Genomic DNA, 18,874 nt, shown 5'->3' with positions numbered 1-18,874 from the left:
GCCTTGGTCGAGGGGCGCGCGGCTTTCCCGAAGGGACGCATCATTACGATGGCCGAACGATATCAGGACAGACCGTTTCCTTCCGATGATTATGGTCGCGGCGGCGATCAGCATGGGAAAGCGGAAAATGATCCCTTGGCCGAGCTCGCCCGTCTGATCGGACAAACCGATCCGTTCGCAGGGCAGGGCCGGCCGACCGCGCGCCCGCAGGCAACGCCGCCCCGGAGCTATCATCCAGACGATTATCGCCAGGACGATGATCAACAGGATTATGCCGAGCAGGCCCCGCCGCCGCCCGGGCCGCCCTCATGGATGCGACGCGCCAACGTGCAGCCCGCACCCGCGCCGGAGCCTGATTATCCCGTCTCCGTCAGCCCGGTTCATCCGCTGCATCGCTATTCGGCCAAGCCTGCCGTGCCCGAGCCTGATGTTCATCAGGCTCAGGCCTATCAGGATGGCTCTTATCAGGATCAGGCATATCAAGGTCAGGCCTACCAGCAGCACGGCCAGGCTTACCAGGATCAGGCCGAGCAGGAGTCGCACGCGCAGACAGATCCCTCGCGCTACGACGATGCGCTCTACGGCCGGCTGGAGACAGGCGAGCAGGACTATCAGCGCGATCCCGCCTATCCGGACGACCCTTACGCGTTCCAAAGCGACTACCCTGACGACGCCGAAATCGAAGAGCCGAAGAAGCGGCGCGGTGGCATGATGACGGTCGCGGCGATCCTCGCGCTCGCCGTGGTGGGTACCGGTGCGGCCTTCGCCTACAAGACCTACATGGGCACGCCCCGCAGCGGCGAGCCGCCGATCATCAAGGCCGACAACACGCCGACCAAGATCGTGCCGGCGCCGACGGACTCATCGGCCAAAGTGCCGGACCGTATGGCCAGCGGTGATGGCACTGAGAAGATCGTGCCGCGCGAGGAGGCGCCCGTCGACGTCAACGCCAAGGCGGGCGGTCCCCGCGTCGTGTTCCCACCGATGAACCAGAATGCGAACCCGCCGTCGGTGGCCAGCGTCTCGCCATCCGCGGTTCCGTCGCCCAGCACGGGACCGGTCCCAAGCAACGGGACGTTGCCGAGCAATTCGCCGCGCCCGATCCGGACCGTCGCCGTAAAGGGCGACCAGACCGACGGCACCGCACCGCAATCGGCCGCCGCCAAGCCGATGATCGCCGCACCCAAGCCTGTTGCCGCGCCCGCTGCGACGACGGCGCCGCACAATTCGCCGACCTCGGCAAATGCCAGCCTCAACCAGCCCCTTTCGCTCTCGCCGCAGTCGGGACCGACGGCCGAGCCTGCGCACCGGATGGCTGCCACCAACCCGACGCAAATCGCCCCCGCCAGCAACGGTGGCGGCTACATCGTGCAGGTGTCTTCGCAGCAAAGCGAAGACAGCGCCGCGGCGTCCTACCGAGTGCTTCAGAGCAAGTACGGCAACGTGCTCGGCTCCCGTTCGCCGGTGATCAAGCGGGTCGATCTGACCGACAAGGGCAAGGGGATCGTCTATCGCGCCTTCGCGGGTCCCTACGCTTCGGCCGAGGAGGCGACGCAGGCCTGCAACAGCCTGAAGGCTGCCGGCCTGTCCGCCTGCTTCATCCAGAGGAATTAACGGCCGTTTCCTTGACCCCCTCGCGGGGCAGGGTTAATCGGCCGTTATGAGCACGCGGGCCTTCATTACCGGCGTATCCGGAACAGAACTGACCGCCGCCGAGCGGGAGTTTATCCGTGCCGAACGCCCATGGGGCTTCATCCTCTTCAAGCGCAACGTCGCGACACCGGCCCAAGTCGCTGCATTGGTTGCGGAATTGCGGGCGGTTGCCGATGCTCCCGATGCTCCGGTCCTGATCGATCAGGAGGGCGGACGGGTGCAGCGACTGGGCCCGCCGCACTGGCCGGTCTATCCGCCGGGCGCCGTATTCGCGACCTTATACGACACTGATTCGGCGCTTGGGCTCGCCGCGGCGCGCCTCAGCGCCCGCCTGATCGCTGCCGATCTCGCTGATCTCGGCATCACCGTGGATTGCCTGCCGCTGGCCGATGTGCCCGTGCCGGGTGCCGACGCCGTCATCGGGAACCGGGCCTATGGCACCGAGCCGGGCAAGGTCGCGGCGATTGCCCGTGCGGTCACCGAGGGCCTGGAGCAGGGCGGTGTCCTACCGGTTCTCAAGCACATTCCCGGTCATGGCCGGGCCACCGCCGACACCCATTTCAAGCTGCCGATGGTCGACACGCCCCGGGACGAGCTGGAACGGACCGATTTCGCCGCGTTCAAGTCACTCGCGGATCTGCCGATGGCCATGACTGCACATGTTGTGTTTAGCGCGGTCGACCCCGCCCATCCGGCGACGACATCTGCGACAATGATTGCTGACGTGATTCGCGGCGCAATCGGGTTCCAGGGTTTGTTAATGAGTGATGACGTGTCGATGAACGCGCTGTCGGGGAATATCGCCGAGCGGACCCGCGCCATCTTCGCGGCCGGCTGCGACGTTGCCCTGCATTGCAACGGCAACATCGAGGAGATGCGCGACGTCGCCGGCCAGACACCTGAATTGTCGGGCAGGGCATTGGAGCGCGCGAAAGCCGCGCTTGCCGCACGCAAGCCGCCGCAGCCACTCGAGCGGGCGGCCGCGCGCGCGGAACTGGACGCATTGATCGCACGGGCAAACACGGCATCGGCATGACCGCAGAAATCCTATCGTTCGAAACCGGGCGGCCCGCAGAGCTCGCTGAGGGCGAGCCGGCGTTGGTGGTGGACGTCGAGGGCTATGAGGGCCCGCTCGACCTCCTGCTCGCATTGGCGCGGCAGCAGAAGGTCGACCTCGCCAAGATTTCGATCCTGGCGCTGGCCGACCAGTACCTCCACTTCATCGAGGCCGCGCGGAAGATCCGGCTCGAGCTCGCCGCCGACTACCTCGTCATGGCGGCCTGGCTTGCCTTCCTGAAGTCGCGCCTGCTGCTGCCGGAGCCGCCGAGTGCGGAAGGCCCGAGCGCGGAGCAGATGGCGACGGCACTGGCCAACCGGCTGCGCCGGCTGGAGGCCATTCGCGAAGCCGCCAACCGGCTGATGAACAGGCCGCAATTGCAGCGCGACATCTTCCCGCGCGGCGAGCCCGAGCAGATCGCCGAGATCAAGCATCCGAAATACACCGCGACCCTGTACGACCTGCTCACCGCATATGCCGCACAGCGCCAGTCGCGCGTGCTCGCGAGCGTGCATCTGGCCAAGCGCACGGTGTGGTCGCTCGCCGAGGCGCGTGCCACGCTGGAGCGGCTGGTCGGCAGCCTCAACGAACAGGACGACTGGGGCGTACTCGACGATTTCCTGATCCGGCATGTCGCCGATCCCACGCAGCGCGCCACGGTCTTCGCCTCGAGCTTTGCCGCCGCGCTCGAGTTGGTGCGCGAAGGTCAGCTCGAGCTGAACCAGAAAGAGGCGTTTGCGCCGATCTATTTCCGGAAGGGGCGCCCAAAACCGGTCCCGGACGCAGCTCCTGCGCCCGACGCGCCGGTCGCCTAAGTGCAAGAAGGAGAATCTGCCATGGCAAGCCTGGCTGAAGTGCGGGTAGAAGAGGCCGAGCCGATGGAGAACGAATCCCAGGCACGTCCCGAAGAATTGCGGCTGCTTGAAGCGCTGCTGTTCGCGTCGAGCGAACCGTTGGATACCGCGACGCTTGCCAAGCGCATGCCCGAGGGCGTGGACGTGAAGGCCGCGCTTGAGCAGCTCCAGGCCGATTATGCCTCGCGCGGCGTCAACCTCGTGCGTGTCGCCAACAAATGGACCTTCCGCACGGCCGGCGATCTCGCCTGGCTGATGACGCGGGAGACCACCGAGACCCGCCGCCTGTCGCGTGCGGCGATCGAGGTGCTGGCAATCATCGCCTATCACCAGCCCGTGACACGTGCCGAGATCGAGGAGATCCGCGGTGTCGTGACATCAAAGGGCACGCTCGACGTGCTGCTGGAGACCGGCTGGATCAAGCCGCGTGGCCGCCGCAAGACGCCCGGCCGTCCCTTGACCTTCGGAACCACCGAGGAATTCCTGTCGCAGTTCACCTTGGAACAACTGGGTGACCTGCCGGGTCTCGAAGAGCTGAAGGGCACTGGCCTGCTGGATTCGCGCCTGCCAACCGGATTTAGCGTGCCGACGCCGTCCGACGACCCGGCTCTGCGCGAGGACGAGGATCCGCTGGAACCGGGCGAGGACCTCGATCTCGCGCTGGCGCCTGCGGTTGAACCCGAGACGCCGGAAGGCGGTAATGAGGGCGGCACCGAAGAGTGATGCCCATCCGCTGCTTACGGGCCCTGCGACCAGTTAACACTAGCAAGATTGCGTAGTGCCGACAGCGAATGGCGCTGCCTTGGTCCTTGTTTTTGAGACCTGCCAAGCCTAGGTTTCGGTGAAGATCGGCCGGGTCCCCGGCCATGCGCGTTTGGAGGGTTGCAGGATGGGTTCACTCAGCATTTGGCACTGGATCTTGGTGATCGCAGTGGTCCTGCTGCTGTTCGGCCGCGGCAAGATTTCGGATCTGATGGGCGACGTGGCGCAGGGCATCAAGGCATTCAAGAAGGGCATGCAGGACGACGACAAGCCCGCCGAGAAGCCCGAGCCGGCCAAGTCGATCGAGCACAATGGTGCGCCGACTGCCGCACGGTCCGACGTCGGCAGCAAGGCCGTCTGAGCAAGAGAGCACGCGAGACACGGGTAGCGGCCCCGATCCTGCGCGCGAGGATTGGGCCGGCTCCGGCTGGCGTGAACGGAAGACCTCATGTTCGACATCGGGTGGAGTGAACTGGTCCTGATCGGGGTCGTGGCCCTGATCGCCATCGGCCCGAAAGAGCTGCCGGGCGTGTTGCGCATGGTCGGGCAATGGATGGGCAAGGCCCGCAAGATGGCCGCGGAGTTCCAGGGCCAGTTCCAGGAAGCGATGCGCGAGGCCGAGATGGCCGACCTCAAGAAGAGCTTTGACGAGGTCAAGGAAGCCGCCACCGGCTTTGCCAGCAACAATCCGCTGACCTCGCTCCAGAAGGACGTCAGCGACGCGCTCCGCGTCGATGCACTGGACAAGCCGGCCGAGACGCCTGCCGCCACTGCCATCGATCCACCCGTCACACCGACGGCACCGGAAGAGCCGACGCCTGCGACCTTCATGGAAGCCGAAGCGCATGCGGCTACGAACGAGTCGCTCGCGATCACCCGTGACGTCGAACAGGCACCGGTTGCGCAGGACACCGCGCCAGCCGAGGCGATCAAGGACGCCAAAGCGTCATGACCGACGCCGATATCGAGGCCAGCAAAGCCCCGCTGATGGACCATCTGATCGAGCTGCGCTCGCGGCTGATCAAGGCGCTGCTCGGCTTTGGCATTGCCTTCATCTTCTGCTTCTTCTTTGCGAAGCAGATCTACAACGTTCTGGTCTGGCCGTTCGTGTGGGTCGCAGGGCCCGAGAACTCCAAGTTCATCTACACGGCGCTGCTGGAATATTTCATCACTCAGCTGAAACTCGCGCTGTTCGGCGCCGGCTTCATCTCGTTCCCGATCGTGGCGACGCAGATCTACAAGTTTGTCGCGCCCGGCCTCTACAAGCACGAGAAGCAGGCCTTCCTGCCGTATCTGGTCGCCACCCCGTTCTTCTTCGTGCTCGGCGCGGCGCTGGTCTATTTCGTCGTGCTGCCGATGCTGGTCCGCTTCTCGCTCGGCATGCAGCAGGCCGGCAGCGACGAGACCGCGCAGATCCAGCTCCTGCCCAAGGTCGGCGAATATCTGTCGCTGATGATGTCGCTGATCTTCGCCTTTGGCATCGCCTTCCAGCTCCCGGTGATCCTGACGCTGCTCGGGCGGATCGGTATCGTCACCTCGAAGATGCTGCGCGAGAAGCGCCGCTATTTCATCGTGATTGCCTTCGTCATCGCGGCCGTGCTGACACCGCCCGACGTGCTCAGCCAGTGCTCCCTGGCCATTCCGCTGATGGCGCTCTACGAGGGCTCGATCATCGCGGTGGGGATGGTGGAGAAGAAGGCCGCGGCTTCGCAGGCCGCCACCGGCACCGACGTGTCGACGCCGGCCAATCCGGCGGAGTAGGGCACTTTCGCTTTATCATCGAACTGCTCAGCCCATGATTCGTCATGCCCGGGCTTGACCCGGGCATCCACGACTTGATCTAAGGCGGCAGACACGTGGATGGCCGGGATAAACCCGGCCATGACGGGAAGACAGCCATGCACGACATCAAATCGATCCGCGACAATCCGCAAGCCTTCGACGCCGGCCTGGCACGGCGCGGTTTGAAGCCGATGTCGGCCTCGCTGCTGGCGATCGACGAGAGGCGGCGTGCGGCGATCCTCGCCTCCGAGCAGGCGCAGGCGCGGCGCAATGCGGCTTCGAAGGAGATCGGCGATGCCAAGAAAGCCAAGGACGAGGCCCGCGCCGCCAAGCTGATGGCCGAGGTCGCCGACCTCAAGACCACGATGCCGCAGCTCGAAGCCGCCGCCAAGGCTGCCGACGAGGAGCTGACGAAAGAGCTGTCGGCGATCCCGAACATTCCGTTCGACGAAGTGCCTGACGGCGTCGACGAGCACGGCAACGTCCAGCACCACGTGTTCGGCAACAAGCGCAACTACAGCTTTGCGCCAAAACTGCATGACGATCTCGGCACCGCGCTCGGCTACATGGATTTCGAGGCGGCGGCCAAACTCTCCGGCGCGCGCTTCGTCGTGCTGAAGAAGGGGCTGGCGCGACTCGAACGCGCCATCGGCCAGTTCATGCTCGACCTGCACACGACCGAGCATGGCTACACCGAGATCAATCCGCCGCTCCTGGTGCGCAACGAGGTGATGTTCGGCACCGGGCAACTGCCGAAATTCGAGGACGACCAGTTCTGGGCGATCAAGGGCGAACTGCTCGCCTCGCCCGACCTTGAGCGGTTGAAGACCGAGCGCCTCGGTCTGATTCCCACCGCCGAGGTGTCGCTCACCAATCTCGCGCGCGAGTCTATCCTCGACGAGAAGCAATTGCCGATGCGGCTCACCGCACTGACGCCGTGCTTCCGTGCCGAGGCGGGCGCGGCCGGGCGCGACACGCGCGGCATGATCCGCCAGCACCAGTTCACCAAGGTCGAGCTGGTCTCGATCACCACGCCGGAAGTGAGCAAGGACGAGCTGGAGCGGATGCTGTCCTGCGCCGAGCAGGTGCTGCAGAAACTCGACCTGCATTATCGCGTGATGACGCTGTGTGCAGGAGATATGGGTTTCTCGTCGCAGAAAACCTACGACATCGAGGTCTGGATGCCCGGGCAGGGCGACGGCGGCATGTTCCGCGAGATCTCGAGCTGCTCGGTCTGCGGCGACTTCCAGGCACGCCGCATGGATGCGCGCTCGCGCGGGCCCGACGGCAAGCCGCGATTCGTGCATACGCTGAATGGCTCCGGCACCGCGGTCGGCCGCGCGCTGATCGCCGTGATGGAGACCTATCAGCAGGAGGACGGCTCGATCGCGGTCCCCGGCGTGCTCCAGCCCTATATGGGCGGGCTGAAGGTGATCGCGCGCGACTAAAGCGTTTTCCCGCGAAGTGGGCACCGGTTCGCGTCCGAAAACGCGGCATGACGAGAATCGCGTTGCGAAGATCGGACGGCCGGCTATCCTGCCGGCCCCCTCAGCGCGACCCCACCCTTCATGCCCTTGCACCGCGACATCTTCTGGATCGGCAGACAATGGGCGGTGACAGGTGCCGGGATCCAGGCCATCGATCAGCGTCTCCGCGGCGTCCTGGACATCGAGATCGCGCGGCTCTGGGACGACGATCTCGTGCACAGCCGACGGGCCAAGCCCGGAGTCAATGCTGCGGATTTCGACAAGGCGCTGACGGTGGCACGCGAACGGTTTCCGCAGGCACCGACACCTGACCCGTTCGTCGCGCAGCTGAAGGCGCTCGGGGTGATCGAGGCTCCCGTCGTGAATCCGGTCGTGCCGGCGATGCAACTGCGTGCGGAGGGCCGGCTCGCGCGTTTCCTGCCGCAATGGCGCATTCGCCGCTAGCGGGACCGGGCCGGGAACCTGTTGCCGGGGCCCTGATCGGCCGGTTTGCCTGATGGGCCACGGCCGGATATGACAGATCAAACGGTTTTCGGAATCGACCTCGCGCATGCGCATTCTCTGCACCAATGACGACGGCATCCATGCTCCCGGCCTCAAGGTCGTGGAGGAGATCGCGCGCGCCTTGTCGGACGACGTCTGGGTGGTGGCGCCCGAGCTCGACCAGTCCGGCGTGTCGCATTCGCTGTCGCTGAACGATCCCTTGCGCCTGCGCGAGGTCGGCCCGCGGCACTTTGCCGTGCGCGGCACGCCGACGGACTGCGTCATCATGGGGGCCCGTCATATCCTGGGTACCAAGCTGCCTGATGTCGTGCTGTCCGGCGTCAACAAGGGTCGCAACGTCGCCGAGGACGTGGTCTATTCCGGCACCATTGCCGGCGCGTTGGAGGGCACCATCCTGGGCCTGCCGTCATTTGCACTGTCGCAGGAGTTCAGCGTCGAGACCCGTGAACGGCCGCCGTGGGACACCGCGCGCAAATTCGGGCCCGACATCCTGCGCAAGGTGATCGCTGCCGGCGTTCCCAAAGACACCGTCATCAACGTCAATTTCCCGTCCTGTGCGCCGGAGGATGTGCTGGGCGTCCGCGTCACGCGCCAGGGCAAGCGCAATCTCGGCTTCCTCAAGATCGATGAGCGCAGCGATGGCCGCGGCAATCCCTATTTCTGGATCGGCTTCGAGCGCACCGCGATGATGGATACGCCCGCCGACGGCACCGATCTCGCCGCGCTGCGCGAGCGCTACGTTTCCGTCACGCCGCTCAGGCTCGATCGCACCAATGAAGCGTTTTCGGAAGAGCTGAGCCGGACGCTGAAATAGGGCTCGAGCCTTCGCCGTTCCGATGGAATCAGACGGGGCTCTCGATTCTTGTTTCGACGTGTTTTCTTGACGCGAACCGGTGTCCACTTCGCTCGAAAACGCTCTAGCCGCCGCGGAGCGCGGCTTCGATGGTCTTGCCGAGTGCATCGAGCTGAAACGGCTTTTGCAGCGACGGCCGGTCGCGGTACTGTTCGGGCAGGCCGGAAGAGCCGTAACCGGTGGCGAAGATGAACGGACAGCCCTTCGCCATGATGACATCGGCCACTGGAGAGATGACCTTGCCGTTGACGTTGACGTCCAGAATGGCGAGGTCGAACTCGGTGGATTCCGCAAGCCGCATGGCCTCGGTGATGTCGCCCGCTTCGGCGGCAACCTTGTAGCCGAGCTCCTCCAGCATGTCCGCGACCATCATTCTGATCATGACCTCGTCCTCGACGAGGAAAACAGAGCGGCCCGAAAGCCCTGTCGCAGTCATAGGTGAGTCCTTGCCCATTCTCGTGAACGTTCGCAGATAACGATAGGGGACGCAATGCGCGTTTCGGCGAACGCAAACCCGCAAACGGCTTAGCGCTTTGAAAGCCTGGTTGTGGTCAAATGCTGCGCCGAAAGGCTATCATGAGTTCCTGAGCCGGAACAAGATTCTCGTCTCGGGTTCTTGCGGTGCAACGCGATGCGCCCGACGAGATGAGCAGCAGCAGCTATGACCTCCCATCAGCACCCGCCGGAAAAGATGGTGTTTCAGCTGACGCTGAGGCGTCGGGGCATCAGCGATCAGGCCGTGCTGAGGACCATGGAGGAGGTGCCGCGGGAGCTTTTCGTCGAGGACGCCGATCGCGACGGCGCCTATCGTGACAGCGCGCTGCCGATCGCCTGCGGGCAGACCATCAGCCAGCCCTTCGTCGTCGCCTACATGACCGAGCAGCTCCAGCTCAAGAAGCAGCACCGGGTGCTCGAAATCGGCACCGGGTCCGGCTACCAGGCTGCCGTGCTGTCGCGGCTTGCTGGCCAGGTGCTGACCGTCGAGCGCTATCGCAAGCTCGCCGACACGGCACGCGCCCGACTTGAAAAGCTCGATTGTCACAATGTCGAGGTGATGCTCGGCGACGGTCTCAATCTGCCTCCCAATATCGGTCCGTTCGATCGCATCATCGTCACCGCCGCGCTGGAGCAGATTCCGGACAACCTGATCGAGCGACTGGAGGTCGGGGGTATCCTGATCGCCCCCGTCGGACCGCATCAGGGCGTACAGACGCTGACCCGCTTGACCCGCACCGAAACCGGGATCGAGCGCAAGGAACTCGTCGAGGTCCGCTTCGTGCCGGCACTGCCCGGGGTGGCGCGGGAACTGTAGAACCCCGGATCGGCTGTGCCGCCAACACCTTATTGGGAGGGTTAAGCCGTTATTTACTCGGCGGGTGTTTACTTAAAACACCAGTTCTGTTGCGTACGAGTGAGTAACCATGTCCGCTGTCGCCGAGTTGCTTTACTCGCGCCGCGTGCCGCAGGTCGCGGCGCTGGCGCTGATCTCCTTCAGCTTTGCAGGGTGCAGCGCCGACATGTCGTCGCGGCTGGCCCAGACGAATTTCTCCAATCCCTTCGCCTCGGAATCCACGGGATCGGTGCAGCAGGCTCCGCCGCCGCAGCGTGAGCTGCCGCAATATGCGCGGCCGCAGACGCAGCCCGGCTATTATCAGTCGCAGCCCTTGCCGGCGCCGGCAGTGTCCGCGCCGCAATCCTATCCCGTCGCGTCGGGTGGGGGAGTGTCCGGTGGCGGACGCGGCGTCGGCTCCTATGCGCCGCCGGCGCAGCCGCATCTCGAGACCACGGCCACCGTGCCGCCGCGCTCGGTTGCGGCCGCCCAGCCGGCGGGCGGGACCAAGATCATCGTCGGTACCAGCGATACGCTGGACGTGCTGGCCAAGCGCTATCGCGTCACGCCGCAGGCGATCCTTGCCGCCAACGGCTACAAGGGGCCGCGCGCTCTCTCGCCCGGCCAGCAGCTGATCATTCCGCATCCGGCGACGGCCGCTGCGCCGGTGCCCGCGCCGGCGATGGCGCCCGTTGCGGCAGCGCCCGCGGCCAAACCGGTCGCGGCCATGGCTGCACCGTCGAGCACCCATTTCGTCAATCGCGGCGACACGCTCGTCAGCATTGCCCGGAAGAACCACGTCTCGGCGGCTGAGCTCGCCCGTGCCAATGGCCTCGATCCGTCTGCAAAACTCAAGCTCGGCACCAGGCTGACCGTGCCCGGTGCCAAGACTGCCGCCGTCGCGGCGCCTGCGGTACCGGCCACAGCTGCGCCCGTTGCGGGGACGCTCCAGCCCGTCGCGGCCGCTCCCGCGCCTGCCACCAAGATGGCGGCGGCCGCGCCGGTGCAGAGCGCGCGCCTGGCCCAGGCCACGGCCAATGTCGAAGAGAAACCCGCCGAGACGCCGGCGAAGGCCGCGGACGCCACCGGCGCGCTGCCGACCTTCCGCTGGCCGGTCCGCGGCAAGGTGGTTACGAGCTACGGCGCCAAGACCAATGGCAAGGCCAATGACGGCATCAATCTCGCGGTGCCCGAAGGGACGCCGGTCAAGGCGGCCGAAGACGGCGTCGTCGCCTATTCCGGCAACGAGCTGAAAGGTTACGGCAATCTGGTCCTGGTTCGGCACTCCAACGGCTACGTCACCGCATATGCCCATGCGAGTGAGCTGTTGGTGAAGCGCGGCGACACCATCAAGCGCGGCCAGGTCATCGCCAAGTCGGGTCAATCCGGAGAGGTGGCGTCGCCGCAGCTCCACTTCGAGATCCGCAAGGGATCGAGCCCGGTTGACCCGCTTCAATTCCTGAACGGGGCGTGAGGCGCACCGCTTCGGTCGGGCACACCCTCGCAAAACACGCTGTCATCGTCCGCCTTGTGCGCACTCGCGCACTGGAGCGGACGATCCAGTATTCCAGAGACGCCAGTTGTGTGAGCCGACAAGCCGCGGCGTACTGGATTCCCCCGCCTGCGCGGGGAATGACAGTTGTGGGTGAGGTGATAGCGAGCCTTTACTCCGCCGTCAGCTTCACGCCGAGCCGTCCCGCCAGCTCCTGCACGAACTGCCAGGCGACGCGGCCCGAGCGCGAGCCGCGTGTCGTTGACCATTCCAGCGCCTCGCGCTCCAGTGCTTCGTCATCGATCCTGATGCCGAAATGGCTGCAATAGCCCCGCACCATGGCGAGATATTCGTCCTGGCTGCAGCGGTGAAAGCCGAGCCAGAGGCCGAAGCGATCCGACAGCGACACCTTCTCCTCGACCGCCTCGCCCGGATTGATCGCGGTCGAGCGCTCGTTCTCGATCATCTCGCGCGCCAGCAGGTGGCGGCGGTTCGAGGTGGCGTAGAGAATGACGTTCTCGGGCCGGCCTTCGATGCCGCCTTCGAGCACGGCCTTGAGCGACTTGTAGGAGGCATCGTTGCCGTCGAAGGAGAGGTCGTCGCAGAACACGATGAAGCGGAAGGACGAGGCCCGCAGCTGCTCCATCAGCGCGGGGAGGCTCTCGATGTCCTCGCGGTGGATCTCGATCAGTTTCAGCTTGTCGGCCGGTTTGCGCTCCGCGTTGATGCTGGCATGCGCTGCCTTCACCAGCGACGACTTGCCCATGCCGCGCGCACCCCAGAGCAGAGCGTTATTGGCCGGCAGGCCATTGGCGAAGCGCTCGGTGTTCTCCATCAGGATGTCGCGCATCCGGTCGACGCCCTTCAGCAGGAACAGCTCGACGCGGCTGACGCGGGGCACGGCCGCAAGGCGCCCGTCGGGATGCCAGACATAAGCATCCGCCCGTTCGAACGATTCGCGCTCGGCGGCCGGCATGCCCTGGGCGGAGAGGTGCGCCGCGATCGTCTCCAGCGCGCGGACGATGCGCTCCTGCGAGAGATCTGGGGTTGCCTTGGCGATGGCTTTGGAGGCTGCCGTGGGGCGTTTTGCCGCGACGCGGGCGCGCTTCTTGGCAGGGGGGCGGGGGCCTTTGCCGGCCGGGCTTTTGCTTGGTTTTTTGGGCATGTCCGAAGTTCCTGAGAACGCAGCCTTATCGGGCCTCACGGCGCGCCGCAAGGTGGCCAAAAGGGCGGTCTGGCAGCGTTGCAATTGGGGCAATGGCCGCTATAGTCCGCGCGAATTTGACCGAACCGGTCGCCTTGAGGGGCTGACCGGCTTTCCCCCGTTCTCACGAGGATCGTCCGAATGCTGATTACCCCTGCGTATGCCCAGGCCGCGGGCGCCGGCGACACCAACAGCATGTTGATGTCGCTGCTGCCGTTCGCCCTGATCTTCGTGATCATGTACTTCCTGATTCTGCGTCCGCAGCAGAAGAAGGTCCGCGACCACGCCGAGCTCGTGAAGAACATCCGCCGCGGCGACACCGTCGTGACCTCGGGAGGCCTCGTCGGCAAGGTCACCAAGGTCGTCGACGACGACCAGATCGAGTTCGAGATTTCCGACGGCGTGCGCGTGCGGCAGATGCGCCAGATGATCTCCGGCGTGCGAGCCAAGGGCGAGCCGGCGAAAGAAAGCTCGAAGGATAGCGCCAAGGACGACACCGCGGCGAAGTGAGCGCTCGCGCGAGTCTCTCAAGTCTCCTGATCTGACAGGTCCAGTCGATGTTGTATTTCACGCGGTGGAAGGCGCTGGGGATTATCCTGACGGCGCTGATCGTGTGCCTCTGCGCGGTCCCCAACTTCTTCCCCGAGGCGCAGGTCAAGACCTGGCCCGCCTGGGCGCAGCGCAGGATCGTGCTCGGCCTCGACCTCCAGGGCGGCTCCTATCTGCTGCTCGAGGTCGATTCCAACTATGTGAAGAAGGAGCGGCTCGACCAGGTCCGCGACGACGTTCGCCGGACGCTGCGCGATGCCAAGATCGGCTTCACCGGCGGCGTCACCGTGCGCAACGACGCGGTCGAGGTTCGGATCACCAAGGAATCCGATGCGCAGGCCGCACTCGCCAAGCTGCGGGAGCTGTCCCAGCCGTTGGGCGGGCTGATGGGATCCAGCGGCCAGCGTGACCTCGAAGTGACCGATGCCGGCGGCGGTGTGATCCGCCTGAGCATCCCGCAGGCCGCGATGCTCGACCGCATGCGCAAGACCATCGAGCAGTCGATCCAGATCGTCGAACGCCGCGTCAACGAGCTCGGCACCGTCGAGCCCGTGATCCAGCGCCAGGGCAATGACCGCATCCTGGTGCAGGTGCCGGGTCTTCAGGATCCGACGCGCCTGAAGGAACTGCTGGGCAAGACCGCGAAGATGGAATTCCGCATGGTCGACACCTCCGTGCCGCCGGACCAGGCGCAGCAGGGGCGGTTGCCGGCGGAATCCGAGCTGCTGATGAGCGCATCGCCGCCGCCCACGCCCTACGTGGTCAAGAAGCAGGTGCTCGTCGCCGGCGGCGACCTGACCGACGCCCAGGCTAGTTTTGACCAGCGCACGGGCGAGCCGGTCGTCAGCTTCAAGTTCAACACCTCGGGCGCGCGCAAGTTCTCGCAGGCCACGACGGAGAACGTTGGACTGCCCTTCGCGATCGTGCTCGACAACAAGGTGATCTCGGCGCCGGTGATCCGCGAGCCGATCACCGGCGGTCAGGGTCAGATCTCCGGCAATTTCACGGTGCAATCCGCCAACGATCTCGCGATCCTCCTGCGCGCCGGCGCGCTGCCGGCGCCGCTCACGGTGGTCGAGGAACGTACCGTCGGTCCGGGCCTCGGCCAGGATTCGATCGAGAAGGGAGAGCTTGCGGCCTATGTCGGCTCGATCCTCGTCATCGTCTTCATGCTGCTGACCTACCGTCTGTTCGGCGTGTTCGCCAACATCGCGGTGGCGATCAACGTCGCGATGATCTTCGGCCTGCTGTCGCTGCTCAATGCCACGCTGACCTTGCCCGGCATCGCCGGCATCGTGCTCACCGTCGGCATCGCGGTGGACTCCAACGTGCTGATCTACGAGCGTATCCGCGAGGAATTGCGCGGCGGCCGCAACGCGATCTCGGCCATCGACGCCGGCTTCAAGCGGGCGCTCGCGACCATCCTCGATTCCAACATCACCACCTTCATTGCCGCCGCGGTGCTGTTCTACATCGGCACCGGCCCGGTGCGCGGCTTTGCCGTGACGCTCGGCATCGGCATCATCACCACGGTGTTCACCGCCTTCACCATGACCCGGCTGATCGTCGCCTGGTGGGTGCGGTGGAAGCGGCCGCAGAGCGTGCCGATCTAGGAGCCTGATAGTGACTCACACTGTTCTCATCGGGCTCGGCGTCCTCATTGCCATTCTCACCGTGGTCTCGGTGTTCGGCTGGCTGCCGTCGCTGCGCATCGTCCCTGACGATACGCATTTCGACTTCACGCGCTTCCGCCGCATCAGTTTCCCGATCTCGGCGGCGCTATCGATCGTCGCGATCACGCTGTTCTTCACCCATGGCCTGAATTTCGGCATCGATTTCAAGGGAGGCACGCTGCTCGAAGTGCGGGCCAAATCCGGCGCCGCCGACATCGCGGCGATGCGCACGACGCTGGATGGCTTGCGTCTTGGCGAAGTCCAGCTGCAGCAGTTTGGCGGACCCGAGAACGTCCTGATCCGCGTCGCGGAGCAACCGGGCGGCGACGCCGCCCAGCAGGAGGCCGTGCAGAAGGTTCGCGCCGCGCTTGGCGATTCCGTCGAATACCGCCGCGTCGAGGTGGTCGGCCCGCGCGTCTCAGGCGAACTGCTGGCCTACGGCATGCTCGGCCTGATGCTCGCGATCCTGGGCATCTTGATCTATCTCTGGTTCCGCTTCGAATGGCAGTTCGCGCTCGGCGCCATGATCGCGAACGTGCATGACATCGTGCTGACCATCGGCTTCATGTCGATCAGCCAGGTCGATTTCGACTTGACCAGTATCGCCGCACTGCTGACGATCCTGGGCTATTCGCTCAACGACACCGTCGTCATCTACGATCGTATCCGTGAAATGCTGCGGCGCTACAAGAAGATGCCGATGCCGCAGCTTCTCAACGAGTCCATCAACTCGACGCTCTCGCGCTCCATCATCACTCACTTCACGGTGACGCTGGCGCTGCTCGCGCTGCTGTTGTTCGGCGGACACGCGATCCACAGCTTTACCGCAGTGATGATGTTCGGCGTGGTGCTGGTCGGCACCTACACCTCGATTTTCATCGCGGCCCCGATCCTGATCTACCTCGGCGTCGGCGAGCATCGCGAAGATGCGGTGGAAGCGACTACGCCGGCGAAGAAAAACAAGGCATGATCCGAACCTCGTGCCCTCGCAGGAGTTTGCGAGGGCAGTAAGCCCATTCGGACGAAGCTCATGGCCGGCGATCCCAATGCTCCGCATTTCCCGCGCTCGGCGCCGATCGATGCCTATGGCAAGGGCGGCTTCGCCTTTGCCGGCATGTCGCATCGGGGCTCGCTGCTCTGCCTGCCGGACGCGATCTGGGCCTGGGACGTGACGGACCCCGCGAAGATCGACCGCTATTCGCTGGATCGGGTCTTCACGGCGGCCAACAGCATCGACACGCTCCTGGTCGGCACCGGAACCGGGCTGTGGCTGCCGCCGCCGGAGCTGCGTCAGGCGCTCAAGGCGGTGAGGGTGGTGCTGGACACGATGCAGACCGGACCCGCCGTACGCACCTACAACATCATGATCGGCGAACGGCGGCGGGTTGCCGCTGCGCTGATCGCCGTGCCATGAGCAGCCCAGCGGCGCCGCCCGATTCCGTTGCCTTCTGCGCCGATCTGGTGCGCAGCCATGACTTTCCGCGTTACGCCGCGACCCTGTTCACGCCGGCCGCCGAGCGCCGCGCGTTGCTGGCCCTGTATGCCTTCAACGTCGAGATCGTCCGCGTCCGCGACCAGGTGAGCCAGCCCTTGCCCGGCGAGATCCGCCTGCAATGGTGGACCGACATGCTGTCGGGCCATGTCCATGGCAGCGCCGAGGGCAATCCCGTGGCAGCCGAGCTGCTCCGCGCGTTTCGTGATTTCAACCTGCCGGTCGAGCCGCTGTCGCTGCTTGCCGACGAGCACCAGTTCGATCTCTACAACGACCCGATGCCGACCATGGCCGCGCTGGAAGGCTATCTGGCCGCGACCTCATCGGCGCTGTTCGGTCTGGCGGCGCAGGTCTTGGGACCGCCGTCGGAGGCGGTCGATCATCTCGCCCGCCATGCCGGGCTGGCGCAGGGCATCGTGCAGGTCGTCGCCAACTTGCCGCGCGATGCCGCACATCGGCAGTTGTTCCTGCCGCAGCAGCTGATGGAGAGGCACAATTGCAGCATCGAGGATGTCTTCGCCGGCAAGGAGACACCCAATCTCCATGCGGTGCTGAAGCAGCTTGCGGGTGAAGCCCGGCAGCATCTGACGACGGCTTCGTCGCTGCTGGCGCAGGTGGCACCGTCCATGCGGCCGGCGTTTCTGCCGCTGAGCCAGGCGCAGGCCGATCTCGAGCGCCTGTCGCGTCCGGGACGCAACCCGTTTACGCTGCAGCCGTCGTCGCGGCTGCGGACGCTCTGGACATTGTGGCGCGCCTCGCGATCGCGTGAATTTACCAAATAGCGGCTGGCTTATCGCCTGAGCCGGCCAAATGCTCTATGCTGTCCTATGGCTGACTTATCCCGAAGCACGTCCGATCTGAGCGGCTTTCCGGTCGCACCAAGCGACATTCTTGCGGCCGCCGAGACCATCCGCGGCGCCGTCGTCGAGACGCCCTGCAGCCACAGCCGAACACTGAGCAGTATCTGCGGCTGCGACATCTGGCTGAAGTTCGAGAACCTCCAGTTCACCTCCTCGTTCAAGGAGCGCGGCGCGCTCAACCGGCTCACCGCGCTGACGCCGGAAGAGCGCGTGCGGGGCGTGATCGCAATGTCCGCGGGCAACCACGCGCAAGGCGTCGCCTACCACGCCAAGCGGCTCGGCATTCCCGCCACCATCGTGATGCCGATCGGCACGCCCATGGTGAAGATCGAGAACACCAGGCACCACGGCGCCGAGGTGGTGGTCACGGGTGCGACGCTGGAAGAGGCGGCCGCCTTCGCGCGCAGCCACGGTGAAGCGCGCGGGATGATCTTCGTCCACCCATATGACGATCCGCTTGTCATCGCGGGACAGGGCACGATCGGGCTGGAAATGCTGAAGGCGGTACCGGATCTCGACACGCTGGTCGTTCCGATCGGCGGCGGCGGGTTGATCAGCGGTATCGCCATCGCCGCGAAATCGATCAAGCCGTCGCTGCGGATATTGGGCGTCGAGGCCTGGCTGTATCCCTCGATGTACAACGCGATCCATGACGGCAATCTGCCGGCGCGCGGCGATACGCTGGCCGAAGGCATCGCGGTGAAATCGCCGGGGAAGATCACCACCGAAATCGTCCGTCGTCTCGTCGACGACATCGCGCTGGTCAACGAAGCCGAGCTCGAGCGTGCGGTCGCAACCCTGATCTCGATCGAGAAGACGGTGGTCGAGGGCGCCGGCGCCGCCTGCCTCGCCGCGCTGATGTCCGATCCGTCCCGCTTTGCCGGCCAGAAGGTCGGCCTGGTGCTGAGCGGAGGCAATATCGACACGCGGCTGATTGCCTCCGTCCTCACCCGAGAGCTGGCGCGCGAGGGGCGGCTGACGCAGTTGTCGCTCGATATTCCTGATCGCCCCGGGCAGCTCGCCGCCGTGGCCGCGCTGCTGGCCGAAGCCGGCGCCAACATCATCGAGGTCTCGCATCAGCGGACCTTCTCAGATCTTCCGGCCAAGGCGACGCTGCTGCAGCTGGTCATCGAGACCCGCGACAGCGCGCATCTCGACGAGGTGATGGCGAGATTGAGCGCATCCGGACTGAGCGCGCGCTGCACCTGAGCGGTGCGCGGGCATGCCGCTATCGCGACGCCAGAGCCGCGAGGTGACCGATCAGCCGATCGATCTCGGCTTCGGTGTTGTAATAGTGCGGGGATGCCAGAGCTGGCCCCGGT

The 18,874-nt window shown here is 65.4% G+C and carries 20 protein-coding genes; 18 read left to right on the top strand and 2 right to left on the bottom strand.

The window, feature by feature from the left end; all coding sequences use genetic code 11:
• Positions 1 to 48 precede the first annotated feature (48 nt).
• The 10 genes from ABIF91_RS39825 to surE all read left to right on the top strand — a co-directional run bounded on the left by ABIF91_RS39825 (position 49) and on the right by surE (position 8,913).
• Positions 49 to 1,614 (top strand): SPOR domain-containing protein, encoded by a 1,566-nt coding sequence (locus ABIF91_RS39825; protein ID WP_028179489.1) that lies wholly within the window; start codon positions 49 to 51, stop codon positions 1,612 to 1,614.
• 46 nt (positions 1,615 to 1,660) lie between these two features.
• Entirely contained in the window at positions 1,661 to 2,689 is a 1,029-nt protein-coding gene (gene nagZ / locus ABIF91_RS39820; protein ID WP_028179490.1) for a beta-N-acetylhexosaminidase, read from the top strand.
• Positions 2,686 to 3,525: a segregation and condensation protein A gene (locus ABIF91_RS39815; RefSeq protein WP_028179491.1), complete on the top strand. Its 840-nt coding sequence runs from the start codon at positions 2,686 to 2,688 to the stop codon at positions 3,523 to 3,525. Before nagZ ends, ABIF91_RS39815 begins: the two co-directional genes overlap by 4 nt.
• A 21-nt stretch (positions 3,526 to 3,546) precedes the next feature.
• A complete protein-coding gene (gene scpB, locus ABIF91_RS39810; RefSeq protein ID WP_028179492.1) occupies positions 3,547 to 4,287 on the top strand; it encodes an SMC-Scp complex subunit ScpB in 741 nt (246 codons plus the stop codon).
• A 166-nt stretch (positions 4,288 to 4,453) separates the two neighbouring features.
• A complete protein-coding gene (locus tag ABIF91_RS39805) occupies positions 4,454 to 4,687 on the top strand; it encodes a twin-arginine translocase TatA/TatE family subunit (RefSeq protein ID WP_018317874.1) in 234 nt (77 codons plus the stop codon).
• An 87-nt stretch (positions 4,688 to 4,774) separates the two neighbouring features.
• On the top strand, positions 4,775 to 5,278 hold the full coding sequence (gene tatB / locus ABIF91_RS39800) for a Sec-independent protein translocase protein TatB (RefSeq protein ID WP_424579738.1): 504 nt from the start codon (positions 4,775 to 4,777) through the stop codon (positions 5,276 to 5,278).
• Positions 5,275 to 6,087 carry a twin-arginine translocase subunit TatC gene (gene tatC / locus ABIF91_RS39795; RefSeq protein ID WP_028179494.1) on the top strand — a complete coding sequence of 271 codons (813 nt, stop codon included), beginning with the start codon at positions 5,275 to 5,277 and terminating at the stop codon, positions 6,085 to 6,087. Before tatB ends, tatC begins: the two co-directional genes overlap by 4 nt.
• A 137-nt stretch (positions 6,088 to 6,224) precedes the next feature.
• Positions 6,225 to 7,556 carry a serine--tRNA ligase gene (gene serS / locus ABIF91_RS39790; RefSeq protein WP_028179495.1) on the top strand — a complete coding sequence of 444 codons (1,332 nt, stop codon included), beginning with the start codon at positions 6,225 to 6,227 and terminating at the stop codon, positions 7,554 to 7,556.
• Between the two features lie 120 nt (positions 7,557 to 7,676).
• Entirely contained in the window at positions 7,677 to 8,039 is a 363-nt protein-coding gene (locus tag ABIF91_RS39785) for a hypothetical protein (protein WP_028179496.1), read from the top strand.
• Between the two features lie 106 nt (positions 8,040 to 8,145).
• Positions 8,146 to 8,913 carry a 5'/3'-nucleotidase SurE gene (gene surE / locus ABIF91_RS39780; protein WP_028179497.1) on the top strand — a complete coding sequence of 256 codons (768 nt, stop codon included), beginning with the start codon at positions 8,146 to 8,148 and terminating at the stop codon, positions 8,911 to 8,913.
• Between the two features lie 103 nt (positions 8,914 to 9,016).
• On the opposite strand, the gene ABIF91_RS39775 is transcribed toward surE, so the two are convergent.
• Entirely contained in the window at positions 9,017 to 9,388 is a 372-nt protein-coding gene (locus ABIF91_RS39775) for a response regulator (protein WP_028179498.1), read from the bottom strand.
• A 225-nt stretch (positions 9,389 to 9,613) separates the two neighbouring features.
• Between ABIF91_RS39775 and ABIF91_RS39770 the strand changes: the two genes are divergently transcribed.
• Together ABIF91_RS39770 and ABIF91_RS39765 are read left to right on the top strand one after the other, a co-directional pair.
• Entirely contained in the window at positions 9,614 to 10,264 is a 651-nt protein-coding gene (locus ABIF91_RS39770; RefSeq protein WP_028179499.1) for a protein-L-isoaspartate(D-aspartate) O-methyltransferase, read from the top strand.
• Positions 10,265 to 10,373: 109 nt separating this feature from the next.
• On the top strand, positions 10,374 to 11,756 hold the full coding sequence (locus tag ABIF91_RS39765) for a LysM peptidoglycan-binding domain-containing M23 family metallopeptidase (RefSeq protein WP_028179500.1): 1,383 nt from the start codon (positions 10,374 to 10,376) through the stop codon (positions 11,754 to 11,756).
• Positions 11,757 to 11,946: 190 nt separating this feature from the next.
• Here the strand turns inward: ABIF91_RS39765 and ABIF91_RS39760 are convergent, their stop codons facing one another.
• The gene (locus tag ABIF91_RS39760) at positions 11,947 to 12,939 is read right to left on the bottom strand and encodes an ATP-binding protein (protein WP_028179501.1); all 993 of its coding nucleotides are present in this window, start codon (positions 12,937 to 12,939) and stop codon (positions 11,947 to 11,949) included.
• A 180-nt stretch (positions 12,940 to 13,119) separates the two neighbouring features.
• Between ABIF91_RS39760 and yajC the strand changes: the two genes are divergently transcribed.
• Genes yajC through ABIF91_RS39730 form a run of 6 tightly spaced genes read left to right on the top strand, consistent with a single transcriptional unit; the run spans position 13,120 to position 18,761 of the window.
• Entirely contained in the window at positions 13,120 to 13,488 is a 369-nt protein-coding gene (gene yajC / locus ABIF91_RS39755) for a preprotein translocase subunit YajC (RefSeq protein WP_028179502.1), read from the top strand.
• A 47-nt stretch (positions 13,489 to 13,535) separates the two neighbouring features.
• Positions 13,536 to 15,140 carry a protein translocase subunit SecD gene (secD, locus tag ABIF91_RS39750; RefSeq protein ID WP_028179503.1) on the top strand — a complete coding sequence of 535 codons (1,605 nt, stop codon included), beginning with the start codon at positions 13,536 to 13,538 and terminating at the stop codon, positions 15,138 to 15,140.
• Positions 15,141 to 15,150: 10 nt separating this feature from the next.
• Entirely contained in the window at positions 15,151 to 16,170 is a 1,020-nt protein-coding gene (gene secF / locus ABIF91_RS39745) for a protein translocase subunit SecF (RefSeq protein WP_028179504.1), read from the top strand.
• 60 nt (positions 16,171 to 16,230) lie between these two features.
• Complete coding sequence (locus tag ABIF91_RS39740) at positions 16,231 to 16,614, top strand: Mth938-like domain-containing protein (RefSeq protein ID WP_028179505.1); 384 nt, start codon at positions 16,231 to 16,233, stop codon at positions 16,612 to 16,614.
• Complete coding sequence (locus ABIF91_RS39735) at positions 16,611 to 17,474, top strand: phytoene/squalene synthase family protein (RefSeq protein WP_028179506.1); 864 nt, start codon at positions 16,611 to 16,613, stop codon at positions 17,472 to 17,474. The genes ABIF91_RS39740 and ABIF91_RS39735 overlap by 4 nt, the downstream gene beginning before the upstream one ends.
• Before the next feature lie 45 nt (positions 17,475 to 17,519).
• On the top strand, positions 17,520 to 18,761 hold the full coding sequence (locus ABIF91_RS39730; RefSeq protein ID WP_028179507.1) for a threonine ammonia-lyase: 1,242 nt from the start codon (positions 17,520 to 17,522) through the stop codon (positions 18,759 to 18,761).
• The last annotated feature ends 113 nt before the right edge of the window (positions 18,762 to 18,874 follow it).

This window comes from Bradyrhizobium sp. USDA 241, from assembly GCF_049739505.1.
GTDB lineage: Bacteria > Pseudomonadota > Alphaproteobacteria > Rhizobiales > Xanthobacteraceae > Bradyrhizobium > Bradyrhizobium liaoningense.
This window is presented reverse-complemented; position numbering and strand designations above follow the sequence as displayed.